17 protein-coding genes are annotated in these 18,016 nt (G+C 69.8%); 8 read left to right on the forward strand and 9 right to left on the reverse strand.

All coding sequences use genetic code 11. The features are described 5' to 3' along the window. Positions 1 to 50 precede the first annotated feature (50 nt). On the reverse strand, positions 51 to 3,629 hold the full coding sequence (locus LZ017_RS07505; RefSeq protein WP_277604594.1) for an indolepyruvate ferredoxin oxidoreductase family protein: 3,579 nt from the start codon (positions 3,627 to 3,629) through the stop codon (positions 51 to 53). Between the two features lie 167 nt (positions 3,630 to 3,796). On the opposite strand from LZ017_RS07505, the gene LZ017_RS07510 reads away from it, so the two are divergent. Continuing rightward, positions 3,797 to 4,261 (forward strand): Lrp/AsnC family transcriptional regulator, encoded by a 465-nt coding sequence (locus LZ017_RS07510; RefSeq protein ID WP_241395984.1) that lies wholly within the window; start codon positions 3,797 to 3,799, stop codon positions 4,259 to 4,261. Between the two features lie 25 nt (positions 4,262 to 4,286). On the opposite strand, the gene LZ017_RS07515 is transcribed toward LZ017_RS07510, so the two are convergent. Beyond that, positions 4,287 to 4,535 (reverse strand): hypothetical protein, encoded by a 249-nt coding sequence (locus LZ017_RS07515; protein ID WP_241395985.1) that lies wholly within the window; start codon positions 4,533 to 4,535, stop codon positions 4,287 to 4,289. A 73-nt stretch (positions 4,536 to 4,608) separates the two neighbouring features. Here LZ017_RS07515 and LZ017_RS22055 point away from each other — a divergent pair, with 73 nt between their 5' ends. After that, complete coding sequence (locus LZ017_RS22055; RefSeq protein WP_277604576.1) at positions 4,609 to 5,292, forward strand: HPP family protein; 684 nt, start codon at positions 4,609 to 4,611, stop codon at positions 5,290 to 5,292. A gap of 186 nt (positions 5,293 to 5,478) precedes the next feature. Beyond that, positions 5,479 to 6,030: a protein phosphatase CheZ gene (locus tag LZ017_RS07530; protein WP_241395986.1), complete on the forward strand. Its 552-nt coding sequence runs from the start codon at positions 5,479 to 5,481 to the stop codon at positions 6,028 to 6,030. Between the two features lie 16 nt (positions 6,031 to 6,046). Here the strand turns inward: LZ017_RS07530 and LZ017_RS07535 are convergent, their stop codons facing one another. Then, on the reverse strand, positions 6,047 to 6,871 hold the full coding sequence (locus LZ017_RS07535) for a zinc-dependent peptidase (protein WP_241395987.1): 825 nt from the start codon (positions 6,869 to 6,871) through the stop codon (positions 6,047 to 6,049). A 223-nt stretch (positions 6,872 to 7,094) separates the two neighbouring features. Between LZ017_RS07535 and LZ017_RS07540 the strand changes: the two genes are divergently transcribed. Together LZ017_RS07540 and LZ017_RS07545 are read left to right on the forward strand one after the other, a co-directional pair. Continuing rightward, positions 7,095 to 7,868: a lectin gene (locus tag LZ017_RS07540; RefSeq protein ID WP_241395988.1), complete on the forward strand. Its 774-nt coding sequence runs from the start codon at positions 7,095 to 7,097 to the stop codon at positions 7,866 to 7,868. A 44-nt stretch (positions 7,869 to 7,912) separates the two neighbouring features. Then, positions 7,913 to 8,395, forward strand: coding sequence for an EF-hand domain-containing protein (locus LZ017_RS07545; protein WP_241395989.1), 483 nt, complete (start codon positions 7,913 to 7,915; stop codon positions 8,393 to 8,395). A gap of 17 nt (positions 8,396 to 8,412) precedes the next feature. Here LZ017_RS07545 and ylqF read toward each other — a convergent pair whose 3' ends face one another. The 5 genes from ylqF to LZ017_RS07570 form a co-directional block, all read right to left on the reverse strand. After that, complete coding sequence (gene ylqF / locus LZ017_RS07550) at positions 8,413 to 9,414, reverse strand: ribosome biogenesis GTPase YlqF (protein ID WP_241395990.1); 1,002 nt, start codon at positions 9,412 to 9,414, stop codon at positions 8,413 to 8,415. Positions 9,415 to 9,469: 55 nt separating this feature from the next. Next, on the reverse strand, positions 9,470 to 9,799 hold the full coding sequence (locus LZ017_RS07555) for an energy transducer TonB (protein ID WP_241395991.1): 330 nt from the start codon (positions 9,797 to 9,799) through the stop codon (positions 9,470 to 9,472). A 44-nt stretch (positions 9,800 to 9,843) separates the two neighbouring features. Then, entirely contained in the window at positions 9,844 to 11,391 is a 1,548-nt protein-coding gene (locus LZ017_RS07560; RefSeq protein WP_241395992.1) for a methyl-accepting chemotaxis protein, read from the reverse strand. Between the two features lie 375 nt (positions 11,392 to 11,766). Next, positions 11,767 to 13,233, reverse strand: coding sequence for a GGDEF domain-containing protein (locus LZ017_RS07565; RefSeq protein ID WP_241395993.1), 1,467 nt, complete (start codon positions 13,231 to 13,233; stop codon positions 11,767 to 11,769). Between the two features lie 4 nt (positions 13,234 to 13,237). Next, complete coding sequence (locus tag LZ017_RS07570) at positions 13,238 to 13,948, reverse strand: YggS family pyridoxal phosphate-dependent enzyme (RefSeq protein ID WP_241395994.1); 711 nt, start codon at positions 13,946 to 13,948, stop codon at positions 13,238 to 13,240. Between the two features lie 26 nt (positions 13,949 to 13,974). Here LZ017_RS07570 and LZ017_RS07575 point away from each other — a divergent pair, with 26 nt between their 5' ends. The 3 genes from LZ017_RS07575 to LZ017_RS07585 are packed head-to-tail and all read left to right on the forward strand — an operon-like array spanning position 13,975 to position 17,093. Continuing rightward, positions 13,975 to 15,018, forward strand: coding sequence for a type IV pilus twitching motility protein PilT (locus LZ017_RS07575; RefSeq protein WP_241395995.1), 1,044 nt, complete (start codon positions 13,975 to 13,977; stop codon positions 15,016 to 15,018). A 16-nt stretch (positions 15,019 to 15,034) separates the two neighbouring features. Next, positions 15,035 to 16,171: a PilT/PilU family type 4a pilus ATPase gene (locus LZ017_RS07580; protein ID WP_241395996.1), complete on the forward strand. Its 1,137-nt coding sequence runs from the start codon at positions 15,035 to 15,037 to the stop codon at positions 16,169 to 16,171. A 19-nt stretch (positions 16,172 to 16,190) separates the two neighbouring features. Then, a complete protein-coding gene (locus tag LZ017_RS07585; RefSeq protein ID WP_241395997.1) occupies positions 16,191 to 17,093 on the forward strand; it encodes an NAD(P)-dependent oxidoreductase in 903 nt (300 codons plus the stop codon). Positions 17,094 to 17,301: 208 nt separating this feature from the next. Here LZ017_RS07585 and LZ017_RS07590 read toward each other — a convergent pair whose 3' ends face one another. After that, positions 17,302 to 17,958, reverse strand: a complete 657-nt coding sequence (locus LZ017_RS07590; RefSeq protein ID WP_241395998.1) for a BON domain-containing protein — start codon at positions 17,956 to 17,958, stop codon at positions 17,302 to 17,304. Positions 17,959 to 18,016 lie beyond the last annotated feature (58 nt).

Raw genomic sequence — 18,016 nt, forward strand, 5'->3', positions numbered from 1 at the left:
CAGGGCCATGTGCGCTGTGCGCCATGGCCCTGGGCGCCCCGCCCGGGTCGTCAGAGCTCGGCGACGCCCTTCACGCGCGCCGGCGCGGCCACGACCTGCACCGGCGCCTCGGCCACGCGGCCATGGAAACGGTCCAGCAGGTCCTTCCACTGCGCGCGCGCGCTGAGCACGTTGGCCAGCTTCACATGGCCATAGCCGCGCATGCCCTCGGGCAGGCGCGCCAGCTTGAGCGCCAGTTCCAGCTTCTGCGCTGCGTTGTCCGCGTTCAGGTGGGCCAGCATCTCGTCGACCAGAGCTTCGTAGTCGGCGATCAGCTGGCGCTCCATGCGCCGCTCCTCGGTCTTGCCGAACACATCCAGCGGCCCGCCGCGCAGGCCCTTGAGTCGCGCCAGGCCCTTGAGCGCCTTGAAGGTCCAGCTGCCCAGCTCGATCTTCTTGGCGCGGCCGTCGGGGCCGGGCTTGGACAGCAGTGGCGGCGCCATGTGGAAGGACAGGCGCTCCCAGTCCTGGAACTGCGCCTTCAGCGCGGCCTCGAAGGCGCCGTTGGTGTAGAGCCGCGCCACCTCGTACTCGTCTTTGATCGCCAGCAGCTTGGCGTAGTAGCGCGCCACTGCCTTGGTCAGGCGCAGGCCGCGGCCGGCCTCGCCCCAGCCCTGCTCGGCCGTGCGCACGCGCTGCACCAGGCGCTCGTAGCGCTGCGCATAGGCGGCGTCCTGGTAGTCGGTCAGGAAGGCCTTGCGGCGCGCGATCAGGCCGTTCTCGCCGTCGAGCTGGTCGAAGTTCATCCACTGCACGGTGGCGGGCGCCTCGCCGGCCAGGCGTTGCAGCGCGTCGGGCGCGGCGATGGCCAGCCGGCCCAGCGCGAAGGCGGTCTTGTTGGCCTCCACCGCCACGCCGTTGAGCTCGATCGCGCGCATCAGCGCCGCATGGCTGACCGGCACCAGGCCGCGCTGCCAGCACGCGCCCAGCATGATGATGTTGCTGGGCATGGTGTCGCCCAGCAGGCGCTGCGCGATGCCCTGCGCGTCGATGCTGGCCAGCAGGCCCGGCTCGCCGCCGGTGGCGTGCTGCATCTTGGCCAGCAGCGAGGGCGCGCGCAGGTTGGCATCGGGGTTGCGCACGAAGGCCGCGGTGGGCAGCTCGTGGGTGTTGGCCAGGATCACGGTGCGGCCGGCCTTGACCGTGGCCAGCGCGTCGGCGCTGGCGCCAACCACCATGTCGCAGGCCAGCAGCACGTCGGCCTGCTGCGTGTCGATGCGCACCTGGTTGAGCAGGTCCTGCGTCGGCGCCACGCGCACGAAGGACAGCACCGCGCCGCCCTTTTGCGCGAAGCCCATGAAGTCCAGCACCGAGCTCTGCTTGCCTTCCAAGTGGGCGGCCATGGTGACCAGCGCGCCCACCGTGACGACACCGGTGCCGCCTACGCCGGTGACCAGCATGTCGAAGGGGCCGGTCCAGGCCCAGGGCGACGGCGCGCCGATCGCGTCCAGCTCGCGGGTCAGGTCTTGCGCGCTGAAGCCCGCGCCGGCGCGCTTGCGCAGCTTGGCGCCGTGCACCGAGACGAAGCTGGGGCAGAAGCCGTTGACGCAGCTGAAGTCCTTGTTGCAGCTGGTCTGCTCGATCGTGCGCTTGCGTCCCCAGTCGGTCTCGACGGGCACGACCGACAGGCAGTTGCTCGCCTGGCCGCAGTCACCGCAGCCCTCGCAGACCGCCTCGTTGATGAAGAGGCGCTTGGGCGGGTCGGGGAACTCGCCCTTCTTGCGCCGGCGGCGCTTCTCGGCGGCGCAGGTCTGGTCGTAGATCAGCACCGTGACGCCCTCGATCTCGCGCAGCTCGCGCTGCACCGCGTCCAGTTCGCTGCGGTCGTGGAAACGGGTGCCGGGCGGGAACAGGTTCTCGTGGCCGCGATATTTGCCGATCTCGTCGGAGACCACGCACAGGCGCTTCACGCCCTCGGCCTCCACCTGGCGCGCGATCTGCGGCACGCTGGTGCTGCCGTCCACCGGCTGACCGCCGGTCATCGCGACGGCGTCGTTGTAGAGGATCTTGTAGGTGATGTTGGCGCGCGCCGCGATGGCCTGGCGGATCGCCAGATAGCCCGAGTGGTAGTAGGTGCCGTCGCCCAGGTTCTGGAACACATGCTTCTCGGTCGTGAAGCGGCTGTGCGCGGCCCAGTCCACGCCCTCGGCGCCCATCTGGATCAGCCCCGAGGTGCCGCGCTCCATCCAGCTGGCCATGAAGTGGCAGCCGATGCCGGCCAGCGCGCGCGAGCCCTCGGGCAGCTTGGTGCTGGTGTTGTGCGGGCAGCCCGAACAGAAGTAGGGCTGGCGGCGCACGCCGTCGGCCTCGTTGGACAGCAGGCAGGGGGTGAGGAAGTCCACCACCAGGTGGCGGCGGTCCAGCGCCGGGTTCAGGCGTGCCAGCCAGTCGGCCACCGTGGGCATGATGCGCGAGGGGCGAAGCTCGCCGAGCGCGCTCAAGACCTGCCCCCCCTGCGCGTCGGTCTTGCCGACCACGCGCGGGCGCTGCGCGTCGGGCAGGTGGTAGAGCAGCTCCTTGATCTGGCGTTCGACGACCGGGGCCTTCTCTTCGATCACCAGCATGTCCGTCAGCCCCTGCGCGAACTCGCGGATGCGCGTCGGCTCCAGCGGGAAGACCAGGCCCACCTTGTAGACGCGCACGCCGGCCGCGGCCAGCGCGTTCGGGTCCAGGTCCAGCCGGCGCAGCACCTCCATGAAGTCGTAATGCGCCTTGCCCACGGTGACGATGCCCAGCTGGGCGCGCGGGCTCGTGACGATGTGCTTGTCGATGGAGTTGAGTTTGGCGAAGGCCAGCACCGCGTCCAGCTTGTGGGCCAGGCGCGATTCCAGTTCCAGCGAGGGCAGGTCGACCTGGCGGATGTGCAGGTTGGTGGGGGGCTTGAAATCCACCGGCTGCTCGAAGTCCAGTGGCACATGGTCCAGGTCCACCGTCATGCCGGACTCGACCACCTCGGAGATGGCCTTGAAGCCCACCCAGGTTCCGGAGAAGCGCGACAGCGCCCAGCCATAGAGCCCGAACTCCAGGTACTCGGCGACATTGGCCGGGTGCACGATGGGCATGGACCAGGCCTGCAGCGCCAGGTCGCTCTGATGCGGCGTGCTCGAGGAGACGCAGCCATGGTCGTCGCCGCAGACCACCAGCACGCCGCCCTGCGGCGCGCTGCCATAGACGTTGCCATGCTTGAGCGCGTCGCCCGAGCGATCCACGCCGGGGCCCTTGCCGTACCACATCGCGAACACGCCATCGACCGTGCGTTTGGGGTCCAGCGCCACGCGCTGCACGCCCAGGCAGGCGGTGGCGGCCAGGTCCTCGTTGATCGCCGGCAGGAAGTTGATCTGTGCCGCGTCGAGGAATTTCTTCGCCTTCCACAACTGCTGGTCCACCATGCCCAGCGGGCTGCCGCGGTAGCCGGACACGAAGCCGGCCGTCTTCAGCCCCTGCCGTTCGTCCAGGGCCTTCTGCGCGAGCAGCAGCCGCACCAGGGCCTGGGTGCCGGTCAGGAAGACCTGGCCGCCCTGGGCCGCCAGATTGTCGGAGAGCTGGTAGGGCCGCAGCGCGGGCTCGGTCGTGGGCGCGCGGGCGGGCAGGGCGGGGTCGGACACGGCAGTCTCCTGGCGCCTGCGGGCGGGCGGCGCCTTGATCTAGGTTGGGCTGGAGCGTGATTCTTCGCCAGTCCCGGCGGAGATTCTTGTCTTGTTGACTCCAATCAACGGTTGGAAAGAGATAATTTCTCTCAGAACAATGGAGACAAACGATGGAAGCTTTCGATCGGGCGACGCGCCTGATCCTCGAGGCGCTGCAACAGGACGCGCGTCAGAGCACGCAGCAACTGGCCGAGCGCGTGGGCCTGTCGCCCACGCCCGTGTGGCGGCGCATCAAGGAGCTGGAGGAGCGCGGCGTGATCCGCCGCGAGGTCGTGCTGGTGGACCGCGAGAAGCTGGGGCTGTCGATCTGCGTGCTGGCCAATGTCAGCCTGGTGCGGCACAGCGAGGGCGCGGTGGAAGCTTTCGAGGCCATGGTGCGCGCCAGCCCCGAGATCATCGAATGCCAGGCCATCACCGGCGAGGCCGACTATGTGATCAAGGTCGTGGCGCCGGACATGAAGGCCTATGACCAGTTCCTGCAGGCCAAGGTGTTCAAGGTCGCCGGCGTGGCCAGCGTGCGCAGCAACGTGGTGCTGCGCGAGGTCAAGTACGAGACGGCGCTGCCAGTGCCTTGAGTTTCGGGGCGCGGTCCGGCGCGCCTCAGGGGGCGGTGGGCGCCGAGGCCGCGGCCGACGGTGGTGCTTCGTCGCCGGAGACCGCATCCACGGTCTTCTCGACCACCTTGCCGCCGACCTTGACCGTGGTCGTCACGACCGCGCTGGTGACGCTGATCGCCGCGCCCGCGGCGGCGCCGGCGACGCTGACCACGGCGCAGGCGGACAGTCCCAGCGCGGCCAGGACCAGCAGCAGCGAGGTCGCTGGCGAGAGGGGGCGGAGCGGGTGTTTCATCGTGCGGACAGCGTACGGCGGCGGCAGAAGCCCCGCATTGTGCCCAAGCCGGCGCCATGCGATCCTCGCGCCCATGTTTGCGGTCTATGGCATGCAGGGACGCGTCTACAGCGGCGCGATGGAGCAGGTGCGCGATCTGGGCGCGGTGCAGGCCGTGGCGCGCACCCGCGCCGTCGCGCCGGTGGCCGGGCAGGACACGCCCAATCCGGCCTCGGTGGTGATCGCGCTGGCCGAGCGCGAGGCCGGCGGTGGTGCTGGCGCGCGCCAGGGGCCGCCGATGGCGGGGCCGGGCGCCGCGCTGGCCGCCTATGCGCAGGCGCCGGACCGCCACCCGCTGCGCGAGGTGCAGCAGCTGATGAACCCGCGCGTCGTCAGCGTCGCGCAGACGGCGACGCTGCGCCAGGCCTGGGGCCGCCTGGCCGAGGCCGGCGTGGGCCAGGCGCCGGTGCTGTCCCCGCAGCGGCGACTGGTGGGGCTGGTGTTGCGCGCCGACTTGCTGCGCGACCTGCCGCAGGATCCGGCGCTGATGGCTGACTGGCTGGCGCGCCTGGACCAGCCGGTCAGCCGCTTCATGTGGACCCCGGTGCCGGTGGCCCATCCCGAGACCCCGCTGCGCGAGGCGGCGCAGCTGATGCTGGACCTGGGCCTGCCGGGCCTGCCGGTCGCCGATGCCGACGGCGCGGTGCAGGGCTTTCTGTCGCGCAGCGACCTGCTGCGCGCGCTGACGCGCGAACCGCCGCTGGACCTCTGGAGCTGATCCCACCGGCCCCGCCCGGAGCGCAGGAAATCCGCCCGGCTGCCAACAATTCGACACCGCGGCGCGGTGCGGCGGCCGCGTGATCGCCTGTCGCACGTAGCATGGGGCCCATTGCCATCCTCGTCCCCCCGGGCCGCCGCCCAGGCCGCCCCTCGACCCGGAGGCGGGCCTCGCCCGATCAGCGTCATGTCCCAAGCCGTTCCGCATGAGCCCCCCAGCATCGATGCCACCCTGCACCATTTGTTGCAGGAGCTGCCCGACGCCTGCGAGCGTCTGGCCTATGTCGAACAGATGACGGAGCAGGCGGCCAACAAGGTGCTGGGGCTGGTCGAGGCGGCGCAGGAGGAGGCCGGCCATGTGTTCCGCCAGGGCGCGGACCTGTCCGAATCGCTGATGCGCCTGTCGCAGGCGCAGGACCTGTCCGTCGAGCGCGCACGGGCGATGATGCGCCTGTGCGCGGCCTACGCGGCCAAGGCCTCGGACTTCGCCCGGCGCACCGGCGGCCTGCATACCGAGCTGGTGTTGGCGCAGGAGTTCCAGGACCTCTCGGGTCAGGTGATCAACAAGGTCATCGCGATGCTGACCCGTTCCGAACAGCCGCTGCGCGAGCTGCTGGGCAACGAGCCGGCACCTGCTGCGGCGGCGCCCTCGGCCCAGGGCCTGGAAGGTGTGCAGACGCCGGACAAGGCGCTCAAGCAGGACGACGTGGACGCGCTGCTCGCCGAGATGGGATTCTGAGCGGTCCGACCTGTCCTCAGGCCTGCCAGAGCCGGGGATCGACGCCGTAGTAGCGGCGCAACTCGGCGTGCAGCGCCGGGTACTGGCGTGCCAACTCGGTGCTGGCGCCGAAGAAGCGCTCCGACGCCACCGCGAAGAATTCCGCCGGCGCGCTGAGTGCATAGTCGCCCATCAGCTCGCCCTCGTCTCCCTGTGCGCGGCGCGCGGATGCCTGCGCATAGGCCTGGTTCCAGACCTGTGACCAGCGTCGCCGCCACCAGGCACCGGGCAGCCAGGGCGCGCCATTGGCCGCGCCGCCGGCCTGGTCCAGCTGGTGGGCGAACTCGTGCACCACCACATTGCTGCCGCCATCGGGCTGGCCGGCCTCCTCCCGCACATGGTCCCAGGACAGCACCACCTGCCCCCCGCTCCAGGACTCGCCCGTCAGCACGCGGCGGTCGTGGCGCTGCAACAGGCCGTCCTGCTGCAGGCGGTCGACCACGAAGGCGCCGGGGTAGACCAGCACACTGCTCAGCTCCGGGTAAAAACCGCGCGGCCGGCCCAGCAGCGGCAGGCAGGCCTGGGCGGCGATGGTCACGCGCACCTCGTCGGTAACGGTCAGACCGGCGCAGCCGACGATGGACTTTTCGGCCAGGAAGACCTGGATCAGGCCCTTGAGCCGCAGCTGCAGGTCCACCGGCAGGCGCTGCACCAGCGGCACGCGGCGGCGCAGGATGGCTCGCCATGCGGCCGGAAAGGGCCGGCGGGCGATCCGGGCACGGCGCCATGCCAGCCGCCAGGGTTGGCTGATCCACCAGCCGCATAACAACAGCGCCACCAGCGCCAGCACCAGCATGCCCATGGGCCGCCGTCCTTTTGCGCGGGCGAGGGCCCCCGCCCAGCCATGTTAGATGGGCATGCGGGCGGCGGATTCAATGCCCGGCCGCCCGCACCGGGTATGGCGTTCGGCCGCAGGCCCCCGGATCCGGGGCGCCCGCTGCGGCGCCAGGGGCTGGCTGCACTACCATGCCGGCGAAATCACATGAACGCCGCGCGCGCAGTCCGCCCGCGGTGGGGAGAACGCAATGCCTGTCCTGTCCCGGCCCCTGGCCACCCTGGTTGCCGTCGCGCTGGTGCTGCCGCCGCTGGCGGCGCGCGCCGACGAGCAGACCGTGGAGCTGCGCTCGCGCGGTGAGTACCAGTCCTATCCGCTGCCCGAGGGCACGACCGAGGTGGACCTGGACGAACAGTTGTCCGGTGCCTGCCGCTTCAACAGGACCTGGGGCTATGACCTCAGCAACAAGGAGCTGTGGGTCAACGGCGGCTGCGCCGCGCGTTTCCGCATCACCACCGAAGCGACGCGCGAAGACAAATCCTCCAACGTGGGGCTGGCGATCGCCGCCGCCGCGGCCATCGCCGGCATCGCGATCCTGGCCAGCAAGCACAAGGACGACGACCGCCCGGACGGTGGCAATCCCGGCTCTGGCTGGGGCTCACAGATCCGCGGCATGGGCGACATGTGCCTGGACATCGAGGGCAGCGCGCGACCCGGCAACGGACTGATCGTCTTCAACTGCCACGGCGGCACCAACCAGCGCTTCGAGTGGACGCGGCGCGGCGAGTTGCGCGTGGCTGGCCTGTGCCTGGACGTGGCCAACGGCGACGACCGCGACGGCGCCCGCGTGATCGCCTGGAACTGCAACGGCCAGAGCAACCAGCGCTGGCGCGCCTATGGCGGCCAGATCCGCAGCGAGGCGACGGGCAAATGCCTGGACCTGAAGGAAGGCCAGTCGCGGCCCAAGCAGCCAGTCATCATGTGGCGCTGCAATGGCGGACAGAACCAGCGCTGGAGCTGGTGATCAGGGGCTAGGCCCCGAAGGGAGCGGCGATGAAGGGAGCGGCGATGAAACGAGGATGGCAACGCTGGATCGGCCTGTGCATCGCCTGTGCCGGCGCGCAGGTGCATGCGGCCCCCCCGGTGGCCCCGGGGGCCGCCCTGTGGCCCGGCGTGAGCCCCAGCGAGGCGCGCGCGGCCTTCGACGCCGCGGACCTGAACCACGACGGGCGCATCACGCTGGCCGAGTTCCACAAGGACGTGCTGCGCGCCTGGCAGGCGCTGGACCGCAACCGCGACGGCGTGATCGACGCGCACGAGCTGCAGGCGCTGCCGCAGCAGGTGCGCCGCGCGATGCTGGAAAGCCTGGGGCGCAGCCCTGATGCACTGGAGCCGCCGATCCGCTTTGCCGAGGTGGTGGCCGCGCGCATGGCGGCCTTCGAGGCGGCCGACGCGAACGACGACGAGCAGCTCAGCCTGTCGGAGGTGCTGGGCTACCCCGACCGGATGCGCAGGACGCCCCGCGAACCGGGCCGCGGCCTGTCGCGCTGACAGGCGGTCCCGCGGGCTCAGTCCGTGGCGAGGTCCTGGCCGTCGTCCGCGGCCGCGTCGTCATGCCCGGCATCCTGTTCGCGCTGGGCGTCGCGGGTGCCGCGCCGCGACTCGGCGCGGGCTTGCTCACGCTCGGCGGCCTTGGCTTCTTCCAGCGCCCTGGCGGTGGCCTGCCAGGCGGCGAACTGGCGCGGCGTTTCCAGCGTGATGCGACCCAGCACGCCGGCGCGCAGGTCGTTGAGCAGGATCTCCGCCGCCTTCTGGGTGTTGATGCGCCCGCCCGCGAGCACCGCGCCGCGGCGCCGGCCCAGGGCCTCCAGCAGCTCGCCCTCGGCGAGCGCCTCGTTGAGCTCCAGCTGGTAGCGGCCCTTCAGCGCGAGCGGATAGTTCTGGCGCAGATAGGCCAGCAGATCCAGCGCCACCACCTCTTCCTCGAAGGCGTTGCGCCCCACGGCGCCGCAGGCGGCCAGATTGATGCCGGCCTCGGGCACGGTGATCTTGGGCCACAGCATGCCGGGCGTGTCGAACAGGTAGACGTCCTTGTCCAGCACGATCTTCTGCTCGTTCTTGGTGATGCCGGGCTCGTCGCCGGTCTTCGCGGCGCGCTTGCCGACCAGGGTGTTGATCAGCGTGGATTTGCCCACGTTGGGGATGCCGCAGACCAGCACGCGCAGCGGCTTGTCCAGCCCGCCGCGGTTGGGGGCCAGCGCCCGGCATTCCTGGGCCAGCGTGCGCGCCAGCCCCTTCATGCCCTGGTCGATCGCCACCGCCCGGGTGTCGGGGCGGGCGTTGTAGTGGTCCAGCCAGAGCCGCGTGCGCTCGGGGTCGGCCAGGTCCTGCTTGTTCAGCAGCTTGAGCGCCGCCCGTCCGCGGGTGAGCTGGGCCAGCAGTGGATTCGCGCTGCTGGCCGGCACGCGCGCGTCCAGCAGCTCGATGACCACGTCGATCCCGCTCTTGATGCGCTCGCGGATCGCGCCCCGGGTCTTGTGCATGTGCCCGGGAAACCATTGAATCGCCATGCGGCGATTGTCGGTGATAGGCACGGCGCCGTGGCGCCGTGCGCGAGGCCAGGCCTCAGTCTTCGTTCTTGAAGACCAGCTTGACCTCGTGGGTCTGCTTTTCGCCGCTGGCCTCGAAGCGCCATTCCATCAGCGCGCGGGTCACCGCCTTGTCGAAGACGCGGCGCGGTTCGGCCTCGAGGATTTCCACCGCGGAGACCTTGCCGTCGGGGTCGATGCTCATCTTGGCGCGCACCGAGCCGGCCGAGATGGACTGGCGCGCGGCCTCGGGCGGGAACTCCGGCGGCACCTTCTTCACCACCTTGGGCGCGGCGTGGGCACCCAGCGCGAGGGTCAGGGCGGCGCCCAGCGCCAGCAGGGAACGGATCAGAGACTTGTTGTTCATGGGCAGATTCTGTTGTCGTGAGGGTGAGAAGGGGGGCGCTGCGTTCAGGTGGCGCGGAAGAAGCCGACCGCCTGCTGCAGGCGCGTGGAGCTGTCGCGCAGCGCGTCGGTGGAGCGGCTCAGGGCCTGGACCAGCGAGGTGTTCTGCTGCGTGGTGCGGTCCAGCTCGTTCATCGCGCTGTTGACCACGCCGACGCCGGCCGCCTGCTCCTGGGCCGAGTGCGAGATCTCCTCGATCAGCTGGCCCATGTTGTTGACCTCGTCCACCACCGAGCGGATGGTGGCGCCGGCGTTGTTGACCAGCGCGGTGCCGTTGTCCACCTTCTCGGTGGATTCCTGGATCAGCTGCTTGATCTCCTTGGCGGCCTGCGCGCTGCGCGAGGCCAGCGCGCGCACCTCGGAGGCGACCACCGCGAAGCCCTTGCCATGCTCGCCGGCGCGGGCGGCTTCCACCGCCGCGTTCAGCGCCAGGATGTTGGTCTGGAAGGCGATGCCGTCGATCACGCCGATGATGTCGCCGATCTTGCGCGAGCTGGCGCTGATCTCTTCCATCGTGGAGACGACCTGGCTGACCACATTGCCGCCTGCCGAGGCCGACTGGCGCGCCTTGCTGGCGATGCCGGCGGCCTTGCGCGTGAGTTCGCTGGCGCCGTTCAGGTTGGAGGCGATCTGCTCCACCGACGCGGCGGTGTTCTGCAGGCTGGCCGCAGAGCGCGCGGTGCGGTCCGACAGATCCACGTTGTTGCCGGCGATCTCGTTGGAGTTGTGCGCCACCTCGCCGGCCGCCGCGCTGACGCTGGAGACCACGCCGGAGAGCGCCTGCTGCATGTCGCGCATCGCGGCCAGCATCTGGGCCAGTTCGTCCTGGCCGCGCACTTCGATATGGCGCGACAGGTCGCCCGAGCTGATCGCCTGTGCGGCGTCCTTGGCTTTCTGGGCCGGCAGGATGATGGAGCGCGCGATCATCAGGCCGCCGCCACCGCCGACCAGCACGGCCATGAGCACCAGCACGCCGGTCACGATGACCGAGCGGCCGGCCAGCGCCGCGCCCGATTCGGCGAGCGCATGGGCGTTCTGGAACTGCAGGTCCGCCAGCGCCTTCAGCCCCTGCTGGTAGGCCTGCTGGGCCGGGCGCACGTCGGTGATCAGGCTTTCGCGCGCCTCGTCCGGGCTGCCGTCCTGCTGGATCTTCAGGAACTTGGCGACCGCGGCGAAGAACTTGCCCTGGCGCTCGCGCACCTGGCCGGCGATTTCCTTGTCCTTGCCGTCGGTGAGCGAGGACTCCAGCGAGCCGAGCTGTTTCTCGCTGTCCTGCAGCGCGCCATCGATGGCGGCCTTCTGCTTTTTGATCTGCCGTGCCTCGTCCAGCAGCAGCAGGTCGCGCGCCGCGGCGGCGATCACGTTGACATTGCCCTCGAGGCTGTTGGCCGCGGAGATCTTGACCAGGCTGGAATTGGCCGTTTTGTCCAGATCGCCGGCCAGTCGGCTGGCATTCTGGGCGCCGTAGGCGCCGATGACAATCAGCAGCAGGATGAGCAGCGCATAGCTCAGCGCCAGGCGCTGTCCGATGCGCAGACCGGATAGAAACGTCATGGGTTTCCCTCGCGAAGATCTGTTTTTTGACGGGTTGGACGCTGGCCGCGTGGTGCGCGGCTCCGTCGCTGGGCTTCGACGGCTTCTTCAGGCGTCTTGATCAGGGTTAACGAGAATCCCGCCACGGCCCGTGAACTGCAGCACGGGCGGTCTGTCCCAGGGCGGCCAGTATGCGAGCGCCGTAAGCGCGCGGTCAGGAGAAAAGGAAACGTGACCGGCTGTAACCGCAACTATTGACGCAATCGGCCACTGTCGTTGGACGACGTACGAATCGGCCACTAGCCTGGCGCTCGGCCCCTGCACAGCCGTGGTGCGCCGGCCAGAAGATCTGGGCGGAATGCGCGCGGCGCGGCCCGCCCGCGCCCGGGGCATGGTTCAGTCGGTGGCGAGTTCGATGCGGTCGCGGCCGTTCTGCTTGGCGCGGTACATCGCGGCGTCGGCGCGGCGCAGCCAGGTCTCGATGTCCTGGTCCGCAGGCCGCAATTCAGCGATGCCCATGCTGACCGTATAGGCGATGCGCTCCTGCCCCCAGGGCACCGGCTGCGCGGCGATGCGTTCGCGCAGGCGCTCGGCAAAGGCCCGCGCGCCGGCGAGGTCGCTGTGCGAGAGCCCGATCACGAACTCCTCGCCGCCGAAGCGGCCGGCCACGTCGACCTGGCGCACCGCGTCGCGCATCAGCTGGGCCAGGGCCTTGATCACCGCGTCGCCGGCCGCGTGGCCATGGGTGTCGTTGACGCGCTTGAAATGATCGATGTCCAACATCAGCACGGTGGCCGGGTCTTTGTAGCGGCGCGCGCTGCGCCACAGCGTGCGCAGCAACTCCTCGCTGGCAAGCCGGTTGTGCAGGCCGGTCAGCCCGTCGGTGCGCGAGCGGCGCTCCAGCTCGGCATTCGCATGCGCCAGCTGCTGTACCAGGGCGCGCGTGCCGCGCATCCAGCGCGACAGCGCCTGGTAACCGAAGAAGGCCACGAACAGCACGATGAGGCAGAACACCCAGAAGAAGACCCAGGCCGTGCCCATCATCGCGCGCGCCGCGGCCTGCAGCGGCTGCCACTGGCCGCCTTGGAGCGCCGTGGCGAGCTGCGCTGTGCCCAGCCCCAGGCTCACCGCGCCATAGGCCAGCACGCCCAGCACCAGGGTCAGCAGCAAGCCCAATCCCAGCGCTCGCGTGCCCTGAGGCAGCGGTTGCAGCAGCTCGGGCCGGCGCGTCAGCCAGGCCTGCATGGCGGGCCAGCTCAGCGCCATCCAGGGGCCGGTGATGAACACGCTCTCGAGGAAGGCGCCCATCCACCAGCCCTGCCAGATGGGCAGCAGCCGCGCCGCGTCCAGCCCCAGGCTGTAGGTCCACAGCAGGGCGCCGGAGGCGCTGAACACCGAGGCGATGAAGGCCAGCGGCACATAAAACAGCAATGTCCGCGGCTCGCGCAGCGCGCGCGAGGCGCCGATGGCGCGGTAGCCCAGCGTCATCGCGCCCAGACCCAGCGGATTGGCGCAGGCGAACAGCAGGGCCAGCGGCAGGGCCATGCCCGAATGCAGCGCCAGGGTGAGGGTGGCGAGATAGGCAGGTACCGCCCCCCAGCCCCAGCCCAGGCTCAATGCCCACCACAGGCAGATGGGCAGCGGCGGGTAGAAGCTGACGTAGACGCGCAACCCGCCGACCTCGATCGGCAGGCCGGACCAGCCCTGCAGCACGCTGCCCAGCCCGAGCGCCACGCTGGCGAGGAGGCTGAGCAGCCAGCCGGCCAGCACCAGGGTGCGCTCGCGTGCGCTGCCCAGCGCCAGCAGCCGGCGCAGCGACAGCCGGCCCGCCGGCTCACCGATGCTGGTGGCCGCCGGCGTCATCGGGTCAGCCTTCCTGCCGCGGCTGCGGCGGGCGCGCGCCGAAGATCGCGCTGCCCACGCGCACCAGGGTCGCGCCTTCCAGGATGGCGGCCTCCATGTCGGCGCTCATGCCCATGCTCAAGGTGTCCAGCGCCAGCCCGCGCTGATTCAGCCGTGCCAGCAGCTGCGCCAGCGCGCGATGCGGCTCGCGCTGTGCCTCCAGAGTCGAGGCTGGCTCGGGGATGGCCATCAGGCCGCGCAGGCGCAGCCGCGGCAGGGCGGCGACCTGCGGTGCCAGGTCTTGCGCTTCATCGGGGCTGAGGCCGCTCTTGCTCGCCTCGCCGCTGATGTTGACCTGCAGGCAGACCTGCAGCGGCGGCAGGTGCGCGGGGCGTTGCTCGGAAAGCCGCTGCGCGATCTTGAGCCGGTCCACGCTGTGCACCCAGTCGAAGGACTCGGCAACCACGCGCGTCTTGTTGCTCTGCAAGGGGCCGATCAGGTGCCACTCGATGCGCGCGCGCAGCTCGTCCAGCGCCTGGATCTTGGCCACGCCTTCCTGTACATAGTTCTCGCCGAAGCGGTGCTCTCCGGCGGCAAAGGCCTCGCGCACCGCGTCGGCAGGAAAGGTCTTGCTGACCACCAACAGCGTGACGCTCTGCACGGGGCGGCCGGCCTGCTCGCAGGCCGTCGCGATGCGGCCCCGCAGCTGTTGTATGTTCTCGGAGATCGTCGCCATAATCGCCCAGGCTCTTTCAGGTACTCATGGACATCACCCAACTGCTGGCATTCTCGGTCAAGAACAAGGCCTCCGACCTTCACCTCTCCGCCGGCTTGCCGCCCATGATCCGTGTGCACGGCGACGTGCGGCGCATCAATGTCGAGGCCCTGGAGCACCGCCAGGTGCATGACATGGTGTACGACATCATGAACGACGCCCAGCGCAAGGCCTACGAGGAAACCCTGGAGTGCGATTTCTCGTTCGAGATCCAGGGCCTGGCGCGCTTCCGCGTCAATGCCTTCAACCAGAACCGCGGCGCCGGCGCGGTGTTCCGCACCATTCCGTCCAAGATCCTGACGCTGGAGCAGCTGAACGCGCCCAAGGTGTTCGCCGAGCTGGCGCTGAAGCCGCGCGGCATGGTGCTGGTGACCGGCCCCACCGGCTCGGGCAAGAGCACGACGCTGGCGGGCATGATCAACCACCTGAACGAAAACGAGTACGGGCACATCCTGACCATCGAGGACCCGATCGAATTCGTGCACGAGTCCAAGAAGAGCCTGATCAACCAGCGCGAGGTGGGGCCGCACACGATGAGCTTCTCCAACGCGCTGCGCTCGGCGCTGCGCGAGGACCCGGACGCCATCCTGATCGGCGAAATGCGCGACCTCGAAACCATCCGCCTGGCGCTGACCGCGGCGGAGACGGGCCACCTGGTGTTCGGCACGCTGCACACCTCGTCGGCCGCCAAGACGGTGGACCGCATCGTCGACGTCTTCCCCGCCGCCGAAAAGGAGATGGTGCGCGCGATGTTGTCGGAGTCGCTGGTGGCGGTGATTTCGCAGAGCCTGTGCAAGCTCAAGGACGGCAGCGGCCGTGTCGCGGCGCACGAGATCATGCTGGGCACCTCCGCGATCCGCAACCTGATTCGCGAGAACAAGGTGGCGCAGATGTACTCGTCCATCCAGACCGGCAACAACCTGGGCATGCAGACGCTGGACCAGAACCTCACCGATCTGGTCCGCCGCAACATCATTTCCCCCGCCGAGGCGCGCGCCAAGGCGAAGTTCCCCGAGAACTTCCCCGGCTGACCGGACCGGAGCCACCATGGAACGCGACCAGGCCTCGAAATTCATCAACGACCTGCTGCGCCTGATGGTGTCGCGCAAGGGGTCGGACTTATTCCTGACCTCGGAGTTCCCGCCCGCGATCAAGGTGGACGGCAAGGTCACCAAGGTGTCGCCGCAGCCGCTCACCGGTCAGCATACGCTGCAGCTGGCGCGCTCCATCATGAACGACAAGCAGGCGGCGGAGTTCGAGCGCACCAAGGAGTGCAACTTCGCGATCTCGCCGCAAGGCATCGGCCGCTTCCGCGTCAACGCCTACATCCAGCAGGGCCAGGTGGCGTTGGTGTTGCGCACGATTCCGCAGACCCTGCCGACGATCGCGTCGCTGGACCTGCCGCCCATCCTGAACGACGTGGTGCAGACCAAGCGCGGCCTGGTCATCGTGGTGGGCGCCACCGGCTCGGGCAAGAGCACGACGCTGGCGGCGATGATCGACCATCGCAACGAGACCACCTACGGCCACATCATCACCATCGAAGACCCGGTGGAGTTCGTGCATCCGCACAAGAACTGCATCATCAGCCAGCGCGAAGTGGGCCTGGACACCGAGGGCTGGGAGGCGGCGCTGAAGAACACGCTGCGCCAGGCGCCGGACGTGATCCTGATGGGCGAGATCCGCGACCGCGAGACCATGGAGCACGCGGTGGCCTTCGCCGAGACGGGCCACTTGTGCATGGCCACGCTGCACGCCAACAGCGCCAACCAGGCGCTGGATCGCATCATCAACTTCTTCCCCGAGGAGCGGCGGCCGCAGCTGCTGATGGACCTGTCGCTGAACCTGAAGTCCATCGTGTCGCAGCGCCTGCTGCCGCGCCAGGAGGGCAAGGGGCGCATCGCCGCGGTGGAGATCCTGCTGAACTCGCCCTTGATTTCGGACCTCATCTTCAAGGGCGAAGTGGGCGAGATCAAGGAGATCATGAAGCGCTCGCGCGAGCTGGGCATGCAGACCTTTGACCAGGCGCTGTTCGACCTCTACGAGAGCGGCAAGGTGAGCTACGAGGATGCGTTGCGCAACGCCGATTCGGTCAACGACCTGCGCCTGCAGATCAAGCTCAACAGCGAGCGCGCGCGCAGCGGCGACCTGTCGTCCGGCACCGAGCATTTCTCCATCGTCTAGTCTTCACCCTTCCTCGCCCATGAGCAGTATCCAACCCAGGCCCTACGAGGCCCTTCCGTCGCGCCGAGTCGCCTTTCTGGGCCTGGGCGTGATGGGCTTGCCGATGGCCGGCCACCTGGCCCGCGCCGGCCATCAGGTCACGGTCTACAACCGCACGGCCGCCAAGGCGCAGGCCTGGGCCGGCGAGTTCGGCGGCCGCGTGGCGGCGACGCCTGCCGATGCGGCGCGCGATGCCGACTTCGTGTTCGCCTGCGTCGGCAACGACGAGGACCTGCGCCAGGTTGTGCTCGGTGACCAGGGCGCCTTTGCCGGCATGAAGCCGGGCGCGGTGTTCGTGGACCACACGACCGCGTCGGCCGAGGTGGCGCGAGAGCTCCATGCCGTGGCGCGCGAGCGTGGCCTGCATTTTGTCGATGCGCCGGTCTCGGGCGGCCAGGCGGGGGCGGTCAATGGCGCGCTGACGGTGATGTGCGGGGGCGACGAGGCGCCCTTCGACGCGGCCCGGCCGGTGGTGCTGGCGTTCGCCCGCGCCGTGACGCGGGTCGGGGATGCGGGGGCCGGCCAGCTCGCGAAGATGGTCAACCAGATCTGCATCGCCGGCCTGGTGCAGGGGCTTGCCGAGGCGATCGCCTTCGGCGAGAAATCCGGCCTGCCGATGGAGCTGGTGCTGCAGGTCATCGGCAAGGGGGCGGCGCAGAGTTGGCAGCTGGACAACCGCGGCAAGACCATGGTCGAGGACCGTTTCGACTTCGGCTTCGCGGTGGACTGGATGCGCAAGGACCTGGGCCTGGTGCTGGAGGAGGCGCGGCGCAACGGCGCGCGTGTGCCGGTGACCGCGCTGGTGGACCAGTTCTATGCCGACGTCCAGGCCATGGGCGGCGGGCGCTGGGATACGTCCAGCCTCATCAAGCGGCTGAAATAAGGCCCCCGGCCCAGCGGGTACGCTGGGCTACCCCCGGGGGAGCGATGCCTGCGGCGTCTTGGCAGCGAGACAGAGCATGGGGCCCGAGGTGGAGTCGAGCCGTACCCGGCGGGCTCTGCGCCGCGCAGCCCTTGGAGCAAAAGGCCACACACCCTCAGGAGCGCAAGAAGCCCCCCGGCGCCGCGGTCGATCCCGCGGCCCGCTGCTCTCAGCGGCTGGCCGCCGGCTCCGGCGCCTTGGGCGTGATCCGCGCCAGCTCTTCCTCGCTGATGATCTCGAAGGCGCGAACCACCTTCTTGACGCCGCTGACGCCGCGCGCGATGGAGACCGCGCGGGCGGCCTCGCGCTCGGTCACGCGGCCCATGATGTACACGTTGCCGGCCTCGACGACCACGTAGAAGGCGTTGGAGATCAGGTCGCGGGCGTCGATCAGGCTGGCCTTGACCTTGGTGGCGATCGCGACATCGTTGGCGCGGCTGGAGACCGAGCTGAGCATGCCCACCTCCAGTTCGTTGAGCACCAGGGTCACGTTTTCCACGCCGCGCGCGATGCGTTCGGCGGCTTCCTTGTCGGCCTCGTTGCGGGTCTGGCCGGTCAGCAGTACCACGCGGTTGTAGCTGTTGACGCTGATGTTGACGCGGTCGCCCAGCTGCTCGCGCAGGCGGTTGGAGGTCTTCAGTTCGATGCCCTGGTCCTCCACCTGGGTGCCCGAGGTGCGCCGGTCGGTGGCCATCAGCGCGCTGCCCACGGCCATGCCGCCGATCACCAGCGGCGCGCAGGCGGTCTGCAGCAGGCTCGCCGCAGCGGCCAGCGCCAGCGTGGCGCTCAGGATCAGGGGACGGGGGAGGTGGCGTTTGCGATTCATGACAGGCACAAGTCCTCGGTTGTCGGGTCCGGTGTGGGGTCCAGAAGGGGCGGGTGCG

This window comes from Pelomonas sp. CA6 (genome assembly GCF_022549225.1).
Taxonomy (GTDB): domain Bacteria; phylum Pseudomonadota; class Gammaproteobacteria; order Burkholderiales; family Burkholderiaceae_C; genus Roseateles.